Origin of the sequence: Succinivibrio dextrinosolvens DSM 3072 (genome assembly GCF_900167015.1) — a bacterium.
Taxonomy (GTDB): domain Bacteria; phylum Pseudomonadota; class Gammaproteobacteria; order Enterobacterales; family Succinivibrionaceae; genus Succinivibrio; species Succinivibrio dextrinosolvens.
This window is the reverse complement of record NZ_FUXX01000007.1, coordinates 52,492-68,211: the sequence shown is the minus strand read 5'-3', so window position 1 is coordinate 68,211 and position 15,720 is coordinate 52,492. Positions and strand designations below refer to the sequence as shown.

Below are 15,720 nucleotides of genomic sequence, written 5' to 3'. Positions count from 1 at the left end.
TTATCCTTTTCATAAATCCGTCTTCCTGACTATTTGCCAATCATAAAATTAAGCGGTCCAATGATTATTTCAGGGAATATCAGGAACAGAATCAATAACAGCAGCAGTGATCCTGCATATGGCAGAATACCGATGACTGAGCGCTCAAAAGGAACTTTGGTTACACTTGAGACAACATTCAGAACATTACCAACAGGTGGAGTAATCAGTCCGATTGAACAGCAGATAATGAACATTACACAGAAATAAATCTCGTTTATTCCTGCCTCATGAATCAGAGGCATCAGAACAGGTACCAGGATCAGAACGATAGGGATCAGATCAAGAACCATACCCATCACTGTAAGAAGAACGAGAATCAGAGCTAAAAGAAGCTTTGGACTATCAATCATTGGCTTTAAAAGCTCAATTACAGTACCAGGGAGATCTGCAACAGTCATAAGCCATGCAGATACCTGGGCGGCTGCAACCATCATCATGATGACACCGGTTGTTTTGACAGTGCTCAGAAGAGCTCCGTAAATAGCATGTAAGGAAAGCTCCCTATACACACAGATTGAAATAAACAGGGCGTATACAGAAGCAACAGCACCAGCTTCGGTTGGGGTAAATACTCCAGTCTTAAATCCACCGATAATAATTACAGGAAGCATAAGTGCCCAGATACTGCTTCTAAAAGACTTCATTATCTCCTTGGCTGAAGCCTTTGGAGCTGCCTCGTATCTGCGAGCTCTTAAACTCCATACAAAACATAGAGTTACACCCATTAAAAGACCTGGAACAATACCTGCCAGGAACAGCTGAGAGATGGAAACGGAAGCTGTTACACCAATTACAATAAAAGGAATTGATGGAGGAATGATAGGAGCAATAATACCTCCTGATGCAATCAGACCAACAGAACCTTCCTTTGGATAGTTTGCCTTGGACATCATTGGGAACATAATAGCGGCAATAGCTGCAGTATCAGCTGCAGGAGAACCAGACAGAGAGGCCATTATAACCGCAGCAATGATTACAACATATCCAAGACCGCCAGACTTGTGACCAACCAGTTTCATTGGAAGATCTACAAGACGTTTTGCCAGACCGCCTACATTCATGATATCTCCGGCAAAGACGAAGAATGGAATTGCCAGCAATGTAAAGTTATCTGCTCCGTTAATCAGGCTCTGAGCAACGATCTGAGGGTCCAGCATATCCATATACCACATCAGACCAAAGCCACACATCAGAAGAGAAAAGGCAATAGGAATACCGATACATACTGAGGTCAGAAGAATTGCAAGAAAGATAGCTACTGTCATAATTATTTAGCCTCCTTCTGAGAAGTCACTTCCTTTTTACGAAGCACTCTATAAAGTCTTATCAGAAGCATGATAATCATGCCAAAGCTACCAAGAAGACCTGCAGAATAGACAAATCCGAGAGAGATTCCAGCAACAGGAGAATGGTCTGTGATATTAACTTCTGTTAAATCTACGCTTCCCAGGAAAAATAGAGTACAGCCAATGAGCATTGCTATTTCACAGACAATCTTTAAGAAAAACTGTATACCCTGTGGGAGTTTCTTACGAATAAAATCCACATAGATATGACTGTCATCTCTTACAGCAATGATGGCTCCGATATATACAACCCATATGAAGAGAAATCTCGACAGTTCTTCTGAGAAAACAATACTTGAATTAAAAATAAAGCGTAAAGCTACATTGATGATTACCAGCAGAGACATCACCACAAGAAGAACGACTGAAAAGACGTCAAGTGACTTTGAAATAACTTGACTTATTTTCTCCATTTTCGACTCCTATTACATAAGTTGTAAGCATTAACAAAAGTCTACTTATTTTTGATAAAAAAAAATGTCTATTTGTTCACAGTTAGAATTTCTGTATATTATATTGACATACAAAGTTGTTTCTAAATAAAACCGCATTTAAAAAAACAGCTTTTAAATCAGCATATTAAAGATATTTATGTCATTTATAGATATCTGTTTTTTCTTTTAAATTTATATATGCATATGTGACTGTTGCTTTAGAAAACTTATGTAAATTGATTTAGTATTGAATTCATGACAAAAGAAATGTGTATTTAAAATATAACAAAAGTAAGATTTAGGTGAATTATGACCATAAAGTGCGTAGTAATGGGAGTATGTGGCAGCGGTAAAAGTACCATCGGCAAGGCTATAGCAGAGCACTTTCATTCATGCTTTATCGATGGAGACGATCTTCATCCACGAGCAAATATAATAAAAATGAGAGAAGGCAGACCGCTTAACGATGAAGATAGAATTCCCTGGCTTACAAGATTAAATGATGTTCTCTTCTCTATGGAAAACCGCAAACAGTCCGGTGTTATTGTCTGCTCTGCGCTGAAAAGGAAGTATCGAGACATGCTAAGAGAAGGAAATGAAGGTCTTATCTTTATACATCTTTACGGCAGCAAAGAACTTATACGGGAACGAATGCTCAAACGTCAGGGGCATTTCATGAAGGAAGACATGCTGAACTCCCAGTTTGAAGCACTTGAGTTTCCTGACTCAGAGAACGACGTCATAAATATAGATATCAAAGATTCCCCTGAACAGATAGTCACTCAGGCAATAGCACAGATAGAAAAGAGGCTTGCAGATGAATAAGATAATACTAGAAGTTACAAGACGTATTGAGGAGCGTTCTAAACTTACCAGAAAAGCCTATCTACAGATGATTGAAGCTCAGTCTTCAGTAAATCGGGACAGAGATACTCTTACCTGCTCAAATATTGCTCATGCTGCAGCAGGAGCTCAGAATTCAACAAAGGAAAACCTTATTACAGGAACAGGGCCTAATCTTGCGATTATAAGTGCCTACAATGACATGGTAAGTGCCCACTGTCCTTATAAGGACTACCCGCAAAAGATTGAAAAAAGTGCACAGTCCGTAGGAGCCAGCAGTCAGGTTGCAGGAATGGTTCCGGCCATGTGTGACGGAGTAACCCAAGGACAGCCTGGTATGGATATATCGCTTTTCTCTCGAGATCTGATTGCACAAAGCGTTGCTGTTGCCATGTCCCACAATATATTTGATGGAGCGCTTCTCCTGGGAATTTGCGATAAGATCAGTCCAGGTCTTTTAATGGGAGCTGCTGCATTTGCCCATCTTCCAGTCGCATTTATTCCTTCAGGGCCTATGAGTACAGGCATTTCCAATAAAGAGAAATCAGAGGTCCGACAGGACTTTGCAGCAGGAAAAATCGATAAGATTGCACTGCAGAGAATGGAGTGCAAATGCTACCACTCAAAAGGAACATGCACATTCTATGGGACAGCTAATACCAATCAGCTGGTTTTAGAAGCTATGGGACTTATGCTTCCTGGCTCTGCATTTGTCCCACCTGATACAGAGCTTAGAGAAAAACTTACTGACTATGCCGTAAAAATGATGGTGGACAGCACCAGACAGGGAAAACACTTCAAACCTCTGTACAAAACACTTACGGCCAAAAATCTTGTAAACGGTCTGGTTGCCCTTTTGGCATCAGGAGGCTCAACTAATCATACTCTGCACATGCCTGCAATAGCCCGAAGTGCGGGATACATTATCACATGGCAGGATATAAGTGATCTCTCCGAGGTTGTACCTCTACTGGTACAGGTATATCCAAATGCCAGCTACGACATCAACGCACTTCAGAATGCCGGAGGTGTTCCTGTACTCTTAAAGGCACTGGCAAAGAAAGACCTTCTCCATGAAGATGTACAGACAGTGTTTGGAGATTTCTCTAATCAGCTGACAACTCCTGTTATTGAAAACGGAGAGCTAAAGTTTGTTGACTGCGGAGAATCAAAAAATCCAGAGGTCATAATCTCGGATGGAGGATGCTTCAGAGATCAGGGAGGACTTAAGGTTCTTCATGGAAATCTTGGCGACAGTGTTATTAAGATTTCTGCGGTTGCAAAAGAACATATGCATGTTGTTGCTCCTGCTAAAGTATTCAACTCACAGTATGATGTGCAGAAGGCTTACAAGGAAGGAAAACTGAATCAGGATGCCGTAATTGTCGTCAGATACGCTGGCCCCGCCGCTTCAGGAATGCCGGAACTCCATACTCTGATGCCTGTTCTTGGTAATCTGCAGAAAGCTGGTTTCCATGTTGCTCTGCTGACCGACGGAAGATTATCTGGGGCTTCAGGAGGAATTCCTTCAGCGCTGCATCTGTCACCCGAAGCAAAGAAAGGAGGATTAATATCCCTTCTGAAAGATGGTGACCTTATTGATTTTGATGCAGAAAAAGGTGAAATCAACTGTATGACATCTCTAGAAAACAGGCATGCTGAAGAACCTGATATAGAACAGGATGAGCAGACCTACGGTCGAGCACTGTTTAGAATATGCAGAGAAAATGTTCAGCCAGCAGATCAGGGAGCGAGCTTCCTGTTTAAGGCTCTTTATCTGAACTGATAAGACAACGGATTATCTTAGAAAAGAAAGTTCTGCTGCAGATAATTTTATCTGCAGCTTTTTTTAATTTGTGCCACCCACAGTAATCGAGTCAATTTTAACTGTAGGTTGACCAATACCCACTGCAGCGCCCTGACCGGCTTTTCCGCACATGCCAATACCGCAGTCAAATTCAAGGTTGTTTCCAACCATTGACACCTGCTGCATGGTCTTAGGTCCATTGCCAATAAGGGTAGCGCCCTTAATAGGTGATGTAACCTTTCCATTTTCAATCAGATAGGCCTCTGAAGCTGAGAATACAAATTCACCAGAGGTAATATCAACCTGACCGCCACGGAAGTTAACAGCATAAATACCGTTCTTAACAGATGATATTATCTCGTCCTTGTCATACTCGCCATTCTGAAGGAAAGTATTGGTCATTCTAGGAATAGGCATGCAGTTGTAACTCTGACGTCTGCCGTTTCCTGTAGGTTTCATATTCATCAGCATGGCATTCTGCTTATCCTGCATATATCCCTTGAGGATACCCTTTTCAATCAGGACATTACATGCTGAATCTGTACCTTCATCATCAAATGATAAAGAACCTCTGCGATTTGGGATAGTACCATCATCAATAATGGTACATGCACTTGAGGCAACCTTCTGACCGATTTTTCCTGAATATGCAGAAGAACCGGTTCTGTTGAAATCACCTTCAAGACCATGACCTACAGCCTCATGAACCAGAACACCTGGCCATCCAGCACCTAAAACAACAGGCATAGTTCCAGCAGGAGCAGGAATAGCTTCCATATTAACAGATGCCATTCTTACAGCCTCTTTTGCAAGATTATCTAAAGTGTCGTCTTTAAGCAGAGTATTGAAAAGAACAGCTCCACCGGTTGCAGCAAAGCCTTCTTCCTTGCGACCTTTGTGCTCCATGACCACACTTACAGAAATGTTGCAGATTGGTTTAATATCGCATCTTGAAGGACCATCTGTAGGCATTACCATGGTTGTTGAATACGAACAGTTAAGACTGCCCATAACCTGAACAACTCTTGGATCTAAAGCTCTGGCTTTTTTATCCAGAATCTCAAGCAAGGCGGCCTTTTGAGCCTTATCCATTGCAGCTATAGGATCATCATCCACATAGAGAGGTTTGGTTTCTCCTTTTGAAACAACAATCTTTTCACGATTACAGCTATGGCCGTGACTGATGCTATGTGCTGCAGAACAGGCTTCCATAAGAGACTTTTCATCCAGAACATCTGAATAGGCAAATCCGGATTTGGCTCCTAATACCGCTCTGACACCAACCCCCTGAGAAATACTGAAAGATCCGCCTTTTACGATTCCTTCTTCAAGAAAAAATCCCTCAGCAACACTTCTTTCAAAGAATAAATCACCAAAATCAATTTCTCTTGAATTCAAATGATTAAGCGCTTTCTGAGCAACTTCCAGATTGATATCTGTGTTATTCCAAAGTATCTTGGAGGCTTTTTCGTATGTATTCATCAACACACCTTTGAGACTGGAATTTCTAGACCAAATTCTCTTAAATACTTAACAACTTCGTTAATAGGTAAACCTACGACTGAACTTACTGATCCTTTTACCTGGGAAATAAACATTGAAGCTATTCCCTGAATAGCATAAGCTCCAGCTTTATCGTCGCACTCTCCAGAGGAGACATAATTTCTTATGAAATCATCATCCATGGAATCGAAGGTAACTTCAGTTGAAACAACCTTACTTCTTTTAAGATTTCCTTTCTGAACAGTAACTCCGGTATACACGGTATGAGTATGCCCCTGAAGCATTTTTATCATGTTGAAGGCATCTTCTCTTGAAGAAGGTTTCCCCAGAATCATACCATTAAAACAGACAACAGTGTCAGCAGCAATAACTACAGAATCACTGTGTTTCTTGGAGATGAAATCAGCCTTCAAACAGGACAATCTTAATACAAGTTCGCTTGGAGTTTCTCCCTGTACAGGAGATTCATCAATATTAGGAATCTCCACATCATAATCAATACCTAGATAGCTTATGAATTCTTTGCGTCGTGGAGATCCTGAGGCAAGGATAAGTTTAGTCATTTATACCTAATCTAGCTTCTCTTTATCATCTGAGCTGACAGAGAAGGTAGAACATAAAATCAGACAGATAGAATAAACTATTGGCCAGAATACAGCTGTTGATATAGACGGAATCAGGAAATTGATTTCATAGTAGCTGCGACCAATAATGTGTTCAACCCAGTAACACAGAATTGTTACTAGGAAATTAATTATTCCTACAATGATTACCTGCTGCCATATTTTATATTTATAGAAATTCTTAAACTGAGTAGTTATCAGATAAATCTGAGCAGAGATGATCAGTGCATTGATTCCAAGTGGAGCACCAGTTGCCAAATCAAGGAAGATACCAACAAGCCAGCTGGTCTCGATTTTCAGACTGAAATTACTGTAAATAGCAAAGAACAGAATAATAAGAGTTAGAAAATCCGGTCTGTTCAGAGAAATAACTTCAGGAAGATGAATAATCTGAAGAATCAGACCAATAAACAGCATTGGTACTAAAAGTAACAGAAAGGAATTTCCGCTGTCTTTTCCGCTAATCATTTGTACCACCTACTTTATTTTTCTTATCGCCAGAATTCTGATCTTTTTTCTCAGAATTATCAGCCTTATTGCTCTTCTTTACAGAAAGTGTATCAATCAGCTCCTTAACCTTTTTCTGATGAAGAATATTCTTATCATCTGTAAGCTGTTTTGCCTGAAGAGCATACTCCTCTGCATCGGTACTATCATTATTAGCACCGAACATCAGCACATAACGCATCTTATCAGTTTCAACCAGCGGTCTGGCCTTGATAGCAGCAAACGGCTGAGAATCAGAAATACCTACAGAGGTTACAACTGCAACAGGATATCCTTTTGGATAAACTCCACCGATTCCTGAGGTTAAAAGCATATCGCCTTCTTTAATATCAGCTGTACGAGGAACATTATTGATAATAATCTCTGCATGAGAACCTGAACCGACGCAGATTGCTCTTACAGAAGATCTTGAATCGATTACAGGAATCTGACAGTTAGGATCGGTTAAAAGAAGAACTCTTGAATAGGAATAGTTTGCATCCATTACCTGACCAACAAGACCTTTGTCAGTAATAACAGGCATACCCTCATAAACATCAGAGCTGGTACCACGATTAACGGTAACGCGGCTCAGGTAAGGATCAGGATCAACGTCAACAACCTCGGCAAACAGTCTCTTGATGTTCTGTCTTACAGGTGAGTTTAATAGCTTACGTAAAGCCTGATTCTCATCCTCTAGATCTTTTAGTCTTAAGGTATTGGCTCTCTGCATAAAGTTTTCTGTTGAAAGCTGCTCGTTTTCCTTAATCAGTTCAGAATGACTCTTAAACTGAGTAGACATCATCTTTCCAACGGAATGAGGAGAATCAGCAAAAACAAGAACAGGATAAAGTGCAGATTCCACATAGTATCTGAAATCTGACAAGAATTTAGAACGGACATCCAAAGCCATAACCACCAGAGTTAAAAGCAGGACAAATCCGAATCGGAAATGAACTAAAGAATTCTGCTGATCTGAGTTTTTCAAATCAATTCCTTCATCAAAACAAAACGCCCATCATGTCTGATGGGAGTCTATTAACCTCAACTGCAGAATGACATGTGCTAATGAACAAAATCATCCTGCAAAAGTATTAATATTTTTTAATCAAAAATCTCGTTATCCTGAGCGTCGTACATCTCAAGTGCTTTACCGCCACCACGAGCAACGCAGGTTAGAGGATCCTCAGCGATTGTTACTGGGATACCAGTTTCCTCACGTAATAACTTATCCAGATTGTGTAGTAAAGCACCACCACCAGATAACATCATTCCGTGCTGAGCGATATCAGCAGCTAACTCTGGAGGAGACTTCTCCAAAGCGGTACGAACAGCAGCAACAATACCCTTGATAGGATCAGACAAGGCTTCAAGGATCTCATTGGAGTTCAGAGTGAATGAACGAGGAACACCTTCAACAACAGATCTTCCGCGAACTTCCATCTCATGCATTTCCTGCTCAGCATAAGCAGAACCGATCTCAATCTTAACCTGTTCAGCGGTAGCCTCACCGATTTCATAACGCTTGGTATTTCTTACGTAATCAATAATTGACTGATCGAAACGGTTACCACCGATACGAACAGAGCTTGAGTAAACAATACCGTTTAATGAAATGATAGCAACTTCAGTGGTACCACCACCGATATCAACAATCATAGAACCTTTAGCCTCTGATACAGGAAGACCAGCACCGATAGCTGCAGCCATAGGCTCTGTGATTAAGAAAACTTCTGATGCACCAGCACCCTCAACTGACTCACGGATTGCTCTGCGCTCAACCTGAGTAGCGCCACAAGGAACGCAAACCAGAACACGAGGACTTGGCTTGAATGGCATAAAATGAGAACCCTGCAGAACCTTTGAAATAAAGTACTGCAACATTTTCTCTGTGTACTGGAAGTCAGCGATAACGCCATCCTTCATTGGGCGAATAACTTCCAGATTGTCAGGGCTACGACCTAACATTGTCTTTGCGGCCTTACCTACAGCATCAACTTTACGCTGAGCTCCACCATTTCTATCCATGCGAACAGCCACAACAGAAGGCTCGTTTAGAACGATACCTTTATTCTTGATATAAACTAGAGTATTTGCAGTTCCTAAATCGATTGATAGATCGTTAGAGAACATGCTACGTAATTTCTTAAACATTTATTAAGGTCCAAATGCCAGGATTATTAAGGCTATATATTTTTACTGTTCTACACAACAGTTTGGTAAAAAGTATATCACACGAACATAAATCTTTTGCTTAGATTTATCTGATATGCATTAAATTTTTCCTTTATGAATGCGTATTTTGTGATTAATGTGGAATTGAAAGTTGGGTTGATTATTATTTTTTTCAAAACAGGTAGAAAAGAAATGTCAAAAATGTGCTTAAAGTTGCACTTCTGAGATGTAAATTAGTTTTTCATACGTATGACGTTTTAAAAAACAGAAATAATGAAACACAGCAAGTTAGTTTTGCTGTGTTCTTCTTTTTTAGAATGGCAGATCATCGGTATCATCATTTCCGTCTACAACAATTGCAGGCTCTGGATTAGATGGTACGGAACTCTGATTAGGGAAGCCAAGCTCATTGAGTATAGAGGACTGAGCTGAAGGATTTCCATATGGAGAATTATCATTCTGCATTACGGCGCTGTTCTTAGGAGCTGCAAAAGAATGAGATGAGAAAGATTCTTCCCCAGAATGTGTCTTTGAAGGACCTAACATCTGCAGTTCATCAGCTACAATCTCAGTAACGCTCTTTTTTACATTCTGCTTGTCAGTGAATGAACGGGTTCTGAGTTTTCCCTCAACATATACCAGTGCTCCCTTATGAAGCCACTTTTTAGCTATTTCAGCCAGTCTGCCCCATAAAACAACCCTGTGCCACTCGGCAATCTCAGTCATCTGACCTGATTCTGCATTTCTGCGAACTTCATTTGTCACCATTGAAACATTGGCAACAGATGTTCCAGAACCGGTTGTTCTAAATACAGGCTCATCACCAAGATTACCAATTAAAATTACTTTGTTAACTCCACGAGTCATATAAAGTCCTTGTAAATATGCCGAGCTAAAAGTGATTATCCTTTAAGAATCGACGAATTGATAATGTTTAACCTGTATATTATTACACTGAATTTCTTTAGCCTTTTTCTAAGCATATCCAAAAGTACCCATATACAGAGATCAGAATTAAGAGTAAATCTTTTTCTCCTTTCTTTTCAATATGTTTAGCTAAGAACTGTGCTCTGAATTTTTTATTGTTTATGTTATTAGAAATCGTTACTGATTATTTTTGTCTTTTTTAGATTAATCCTACAATACATGTTTAATGTACAATTAGCGAATCAAGTGTAAATGATAATATTGTACAAATGGATAAAATCGTAATTCGCGGTGCTCGCACCCATAATCTTAAAAACCTGAATCTAACCATTCCAAGAAACAAGCTCTGTGTTATCACAGGAAGATCCGGTTCAGGAAAATCATCTCTGGCCTTCGATACTCTGTATGCAGAGGGTCAGCGCCGATATGTTGAATCTCTTTCAGCATACGCACGTCAGTTCCTGTCATTAATGGACAAACCTGATGTGGATTCTATTGAAGGATTATCCCCTGCAATTTCAATTGAGCAGAAAGCAACCTCTCACAATCCAAGATCAACAGTTGGAACCATTACCGAAATCCATGACTATCTAAGACTTATATGGGCACGTATAGGTGAGGCAAGATGTCCTGAACACGGAACTGTTCTAAAGGCACAGACCATTAGCCAGATGGTAGATGCTGTTATGGAACAGCCTGAAGGAACAAAGATTATGATCCTCTCTCCTGTGGTTCGCGGAAGAAAGGGTGAGTACAAACAGCTTTTTGCTGATCTGGCAAAAGACGGATTCATTCGCGCCCGTGTTGACGGTGAAATCTGCGATCTTTCAGATCCGCCAGATCTGGCCTTAAGAGAAAAGCACGATATTGATATCGTTGTGGATAGAATCAAGGTTAAGCCAGATTTAAAACAACGTCTTGCAGATTCATTTGAAACCGCGCTCAAGTATTCAGATGGAATTGCTGTTGTCTGTCCAATGGACGAACACAAGAAAGAGGACGAGATTCTATTTTCATCACACTACTCATGCCCTATCTGCGGATACTCAATTCCTGAACTGGAACCAAGAGATTTCTCATTTAACAATCCTCACGGATACTGTCCTAAGTGTGAAGGTCTTGGTGCAATGATGGTTCTGGATATAGATAAAATTGTTCCAGATAAAACAAAATCCATATATGAGGGAGCAATCCTTGGATGGGATAGAAGAAATCCATTCTATTTCAAGGAGCTTGAAGCCGTAGCTGATTATTATGATATTGATCTGCAGAAGCCTTTTAGTGAGCTTACAAAGAAAGAAGTAGACATTATCATGTATGGCTCAGGAACAACTGCTATTCCAATGAAGCTTGTCTACTCTGGCGGCAAGAAATCACAAACCAGTATTGAGCCTTTCGAAGGTGTTATTACAAATTACGAAAGAAGATCCCGTGAAACCGAATCCGAGTATGTGAGAGTCTATATCTCAAAGCTGATGAGACCTCTTCCTTGCCCAGACTGTCACGGAGCTAGACTCAAGAAAGAATACTGCAATGTTTTTGTGAACAATAAATCTCTCCCTGAGATTAATAACTACTCTATACAGGAGTGTTATCAGTTCTTTTCAGAAATTCAGCTGACAGAACAGGAAAAAAACATCGCATCAAGAGTTTTAAAGGAAATCAAAGCAAGACTAGGCTTTCTGATTAACGTTGGACTAGGCTACCTTACCCTTTCCCGTTCAGCAGAAACTCTTTCAGGCGGTGAGGCACAGCGAATCAGACTTGCAAGTCAGATTGGAGCAGGCCTGACAGGTGTTATGTATGTACTTGATGAACCAAGTATCGGTCTGCATCAGAGGGATAATGCAAAACTTTTAAGCGCGCTGAAAAATCTTCGAGATATCGGTAATACTGTTATTGTGGTAGAACATGATGAAGACACCATGAGAGCAGCGGATCAGATTATTGATATTGGACCTGCGGCAGGAATTAATGGCGGAGAGGTTATCGCTCAGGGTACTGTTGATGATATTGAAAAGAGCGAGCAGTCTCTAACAGGAAAATACCTCTCTGGCAAAAGACGTATTGAGATTCCGAAGAAGAGAATCAAAGCAAAGAAATCCAAGATGCTGACTCTCAAGGGATGCACCGGCAATAATCTTAAGAATATTGATGTGTCCTTCCCTGTCGGATGCTTTGTGGTTGTAACCGGTGTTTCAGGCTCAGGAAAATCAACTCTGGTTAACGATACTCTTGTAAGAGTCGCAGAGAGAGAGCTCAACGGTGTTACCGCAAATGATGATCCGGCTCCATACAGAGAGATTGAAGGTCTTGAGAACTTTGACAAGATTATCTGTATCGACCAGAGTCCAATCGGTAGAACTCCGCGCTCAAATCCTGCTACCTATGTAGGACTGTTCTCCGATATACGAGAGCTTTTTGCTAAAACTCCTGAGGCAAGAGCAAGAGGTTATAACGCAGGAAGATTCTCCTTTAATGTTAAGGGCGGAAGATGTGAAGCCTGTCAGGGTGATGGAACCATCAAGGTATCAATGAACTTCATGCCTGATGTTTATGTTAAATGCGAAGAGTGCGACGGTAAGAGATATAACAGAGAAACTCTGGAGGTTCTATACAAGGGTAAGACCATCTCAGATGTTCTTGAAATGAATATAGAACAGGCACTGGAGTTTTTCGGAGCTGTACCTTCCATTGCTTCAAAATTACAAACTCTGATGGATGTCGGTCTTTCCTATATTACCTTAGGACAGGCAGCAACAACCTTCTCTGGAGGAGAGGCTCAGAGAATCAAGCTTTCAAAGGAACTTTCAAAGAAAGCAACAGGAAAGACTCTTTATATTCTTGATGAGCCAACCACAGGCCTTCATTTTGAAGATGTTAAGCTACTGTTAGAGGTTCTGACCAGATTGAGAGATCAGGGTAATACTGTAATTGTTATTGAACATAACCTTGACGTAATCAAATCTGCAGATTATCTTATCGACTTAGGACCTGAAGGTGGAAGAAACGGCGGAAATATAATCGTCTGTGGAACACCTGAAGAAGTATGTGAATGCAAGGAATCATTCACAGGTCAATTTTTAAAACCAATACTTGAGAGAGGCTATTAGGAGACTATATGGCACAACTTACAGAAAAAGAATATGAGGCTATCCAAGCTCTAAATGCTGAATACAGACAGGCAATGTTTATGAGAGTTGCCAAGGAAGCCGACGGTTTCTATATTCTTGCAGATAACGATGGTCCATTGATCCTAGAGGATACCGAGGAAGACGACGAGCATAATCTGTACAGCATCCTTCCAGTATGGTCACACGAGGAACTGGCTGCAGGATATGCAAAAAACAACGGTATGGATAGCTTCAAGCCACAGTTTGTAACAAGAAAGGTTTGGAATGAGAAGTGGGTTCCAGCATTCAAGGATCAGCCAAACGTACTGATTGGATTCATGCCGATTTCAGATAAGGATTTTTCTGTAGAATCACCTATGGAAATCTAACGTCCTACCATAAGGCAAAGACGTCAGATTCTGGATTATTTGATTAGTTCGTCTGGGATCTGAACCTTTGCCTTTGCAAGTTCAGTCTTTACATACTTGAATAAAGCTCTTGAGTTAGGTTTTGCAACTTCCTCTGATTCGATTTTAGCTGCTTCTTCCTTTGCCTTTTTAACCAGATTTCTAAGCTTGTTTCTATCAATCTCTGCAGCGAGATTACATAAGGCATTAACAACCTCAATACCGCCACTAATCAGCTTTTCTCTTAGCTTCTCAAGCTTTAGAGCATTAGGATCTACCTTTGAAGATGCACCTAGCATATTAACCTGCTGCTCCAGATCAGAATCATCATATGCTCTCTGAAGTTTTGCAACATACTGAAGCTGTCTGCGTCTTTCATCTGACTTTGGCTTTAGTTTTCTGGCAATAATCAGAGCATCCTTAACATCCTGTGGAATAACCAGGGATTTAAAGCTCTGATCACCTAAATCGGCAATCTTCTCCACAAGCTTTCTGATTGCCTGAGCCTCTCTTTTATGGGCACTACGGCTCTCCTCTTCTGGAGCGGAATCGAATCCTTCAAAATGTTTCTGTTCTGCCATAAGTTAATTCTCTATTTCAAAAATCTCATTAAGTCTATAAGTTGTGATCAAATTTACTGCGGTTTTTGAAACATTAAGTAATTTAATCTTTTTATCTTCACGTGACTTGGCCCACTGCACAAGAAAAGCAGCTCCGGCCGCGTCAATCTTTTTGATATTCTGCATATCAAATACTGAATCTTTAAAAATTGACACACGCTGTTTCCATAAAAGAGGAACAGTTGCGAAAGTTAATTCAGTCAAATTATCCATTTAAAACACCAAAACAGATCTGGTTATTTATCCATAGAATTCAGTTTAGCAATTGCAGCATCTACGCCCTGAGATTTAATAATTGGTGAAATCTCTGATACCTTTGCATCAAGCATTGAAATATTCTCACCAATCAGATCAAAGGCCTTCCACTCGCCGGTCTTTGAATTCTTACGTAATTTCAAAACCAGCTCAAGATCCTGCTTGCCGCTCTCGCGGATAATCATCTTAACTGAAACCAGAGATTCACTGTCAGGAACATCCTTAACCTCTGAAGGAACAATTTCCTGATTGGTGTACTTTGACAATACAGAAACAAAGCTCTGTTTCATGTATTTCTCAAAAGCGTCTGTGAACTTCTCTCTGTCTTCCTTGGAAAGACTCTTTAAGGATGTTCCCATAACCTTGTAGGCGGCATACTTAATATCGATATAAGGAAGTAGCTGTTCCTGAATAATCTTCTCTGCAACAGAATTATCTGAAAGCTTGTCTTTGTTGGCCTTAATCTCGCTGATTGTATTAACAGCTACTTCATTAGCCAGTTTATAAGGGTTGCTCATGTCATATTTAGCCTGAGCAGTAAAACTGAACATAAGAACAAATAAGGCAGAAATTAATGCAATGATCTTTTTCATAAACAAGTCATCCTATTCTTTGGTTAATTCTGTATCTGAACTCTTAGCAGATTCATCTGCTTTTGAAGAATCCTGCGAAGAATTAAAAACAAACTTTGAAATTAAATCCTCAAGAATTACAGCAGAACCAGTATCTGCTATAGAATCACCATCCTTCAGATAGGTTGTTCCCAGATCCTCGTCATAAAAACCAGGAGTGATGGCAATATACTGCTCACCGATAATACCTGAAGTCTGAATGCTGGCTTTTGATTCACTTGAGATTTTATCAAATTTTTTCTCAATACCGATACTAACCACAGGAGTAAGTGAATCGTTATCAAGATTAATTGCTGTTACTCTGCCGATTGCCACACCTCCGATTCGGACAGGTGCTCTTAATCTAAGAGAACCGATATTCTCAAATTTGGCATAAACAGTATAAAGTTCTGCTTTGGAATTTAATACCAGACCAGCAACCTGCAGTGCAAGAACACAGGCAGCGATAATGCCTAACAGCATAAAAATGCCAACCATGATTTCTGTTTTTAAATACTTCATTGTTAT

Annotated in this window: 16 protein-coding genes; 4 read left to right on the top strand and 12 right to left on the bottom strand. The window is 40.2% G+C overall.

Features of this window, described 5'->3' with window-relative positions; translation table 11 throughout:
- Window positions 1–29: 29 nt before the first annotated feature.
- Both B5D46_RS03410 and B5D46_RS03405 read right to left on the bottom strand, forming a co-directional pair.
- Window positions 30–1,307: a TRAP transporter large permease subunit gene (locus tag B5D46_RS03410; RefSeq protein ID WP_078928232.1), complete on the bottom strand. Its 1,278-nt coding sequence runs from the start codon at window positions 1,305–1,307 to the stop codon at window positions 30–32.
- A gap of 2 nt (window positions 1,308–1,309) precedes the next feature.
- Window positions 1,310–1,801, bottom strand: coding sequence for a TRAP transporter small permease (locus B5D46_RS03405; RefSeq protein ID WP_078928231.1), 492 nt, complete (start codon window positions 1,799–1,801; stop codon window positions 1,310–1,312).
- 330 nt (window positions 1,802–2,131) lie between these two features.
- Here B5D46_RS03405 and B5D46_RS03400 point away from each other — a divergent pair, with 330 nt between their 5' ends.
- Both B5D46_RS03400 and edd read left to right on the top strand, forming a co-directional pair.
- Entirely contained in the window at window positions 2,132–2,647 is a 516-nt protein-coding gene (locus B5D46_RS03400) for a gluconokinase (protein ID WP_031490894.1), read from the top strand.
- Window positions 2,640–4,451, top strand: coding sequence for a phosphogluconate dehydratase (gene edd / locus B5D46_RS03395; protein WP_078928230.1), 1,812 nt, complete (start codon window positions 2,640–2,642; stop codon window positions 4,449–4,451). The genes B5D46_RS03400 and edd overlap by 8 nt, the downstream gene beginning before the upstream one ends.
- 63 nt (window positions 4,452–4,514) lie before the next feature.
- Here the strand turns inward: edd and tldD are convergent, their stop codons facing one another.
- The 6 genes from tldD to B5D46_RS03365 all read right to left on the bottom strand — a co-directional run bounded on the left by tldD (window position 4,515) and on the right by B5D46_RS03365 (window position 10,126).
- A complete protein-coding gene (gene tldD, locus B5D46_RS03390) occupies window positions 4,515–5,954 on the bottom strand; it encodes a metalloprotease TldD (RefSeq protein WP_078928229.1) in 1,440 nt (479 codons plus the stop codon).
- Window positions 5,954–6,538, bottom strand: a complete 585-nt coding sequence (locus B5D46_RS03385) for a Maf family protein (protein WP_078928227.1) — start codon at window positions 6,536–6,538, stop codon at window positions 5,954–5,956. Before B5D46_RS03385 ends, tldD begins: the two co-directional genes overlap by 1 nt.
- Window positions 6,539–6,544: 6 nt before the next feature.
- Entirely contained in the window at window positions 6,545–7,066 is a 522-nt protein-coding gene (gene mreD, locus B5D46_RS03380) for a rod shape-determining protein MreD (protein ID WP_031490890.1), read from the bottom strand.
- Window positions 7,059–8,072, bottom strand: a complete 1,014-nt coding sequence (mreC, locus tag B5D46_RS03375; RefSeq protein WP_159443010.1) for a rod shape-determining protein MreC — start codon at window positions 8,070–8,072, stop codon at window positions 7,059–7,061. The genes mreD and mreC overlap by 8 nt, the downstream gene beginning before the upstream one ends.
- A gap of 116 nt (window positions 8,073–8,188) precedes the next feature.
- Window positions 8,189–9,238, bottom strand: a complete 1,050-nt coding sequence (locus B5D46_RS03370; RefSeq protein ID WP_031490888.1) for a rod shape-determining protein — start codon at window positions 9,236–9,238, stop codon at window positions 8,189–8,191.
- A gap of 333 nt (window positions 9,239–9,571) precedes the next feature.
- Window positions 9,572–10,126, bottom strand: coding sequence for a single-stranded DNA-binding protein (locus B5D46_RS03365; protein WP_078928224.1), 555 nt, complete (start codon window positions 10,124–10,126; stop codon window positions 9,572–9,574).
- A 329-nt stretch (window positions 10,127–10,455) separates the two neighbouring features.
- On the opposite strand from B5D46_RS03365, the gene uvrA reads away from it, so the two are divergent.
- Window positions 10,456–13,299 (top strand): excinuclease ABC subunit UvrA, encoded by a 2,844-nt coding sequence (gene uvrA / locus B5D46_RS03360; protein WP_078928223.1) that lies wholly within the window; start codon window positions 10,456–10,458, stop codon window positions 13,297–13,299.
- Between the two features lie 8 nt (window positions 13,300–13,307).
- A complete protein-coding gene (locus B5D46_RS03355) occupies window positions 13,308–13,688 on the top strand; it encodes a DUF2750 domain-containing protein (protein WP_078928222.1) in 381 nt (126 codons plus the stop codon).
- Window positions 13,689–13,723: 35 nt separating this feature from the next.
- Here B5D46_RS03355 and yjgA read toward each other — a convergent pair whose 3' ends face one another.
- The 4 genes from yjgA to mlaD are packed head-to-tail and all read right to left on the bottom strand — an operon-like array spanning window position 13,724 to window position 15,714.
- A complete protein-coding gene (gene yjgA / locus B5D46_RS03350) occupies window positions 13,724–14,287 on the bottom strand; it encodes a ribosome biogenesis factor YjgA (RefSeq protein WP_031490884.1) in 564 nt (187 codons plus the stop codon).
- A gap of 3 nt (window positions 14,288–14,290) precedes the next feature.
- Entirely contained in the window at window positions 14,291–14,539 is a 249-nt protein-coding gene (locus B5D46_RS03345; RefSeq protein ID WP_031490883.1) for an STAS domain-containing protein, read from the bottom strand.
- A gap of 23 nt (window positions 14,540–14,562) precedes the next feature.
- Window positions 14,563–15,174 carry an MlaC/ttg2D family ABC transporter substrate-binding protein gene (locus B5D46_RS03340; protein ID WP_078928221.1) on the bottom strand — a complete coding sequence of 204 codons (612 nt, stop codon included), beginning with the start codon at window positions 15,172–15,174 and terminating at the stop codon, window positions 14,563–14,565.
- Between the two features lie 12 nt (window positions 15,175–15,186).
- Window positions 15,187–15,714 (bottom strand): outer membrane lipid asymmetry maintenance protein MlaD, encoded by a 528-nt coding sequence (gene mlaD, locus B5D46_RS03335; RefSeq protein WP_031490881.1) that lies wholly within the window; start codon window positions 15,712–15,714, stop codon window positions 15,187–15,189.
- Window positions 15,715–15,720: the final 6 nt, after the last annotated feature.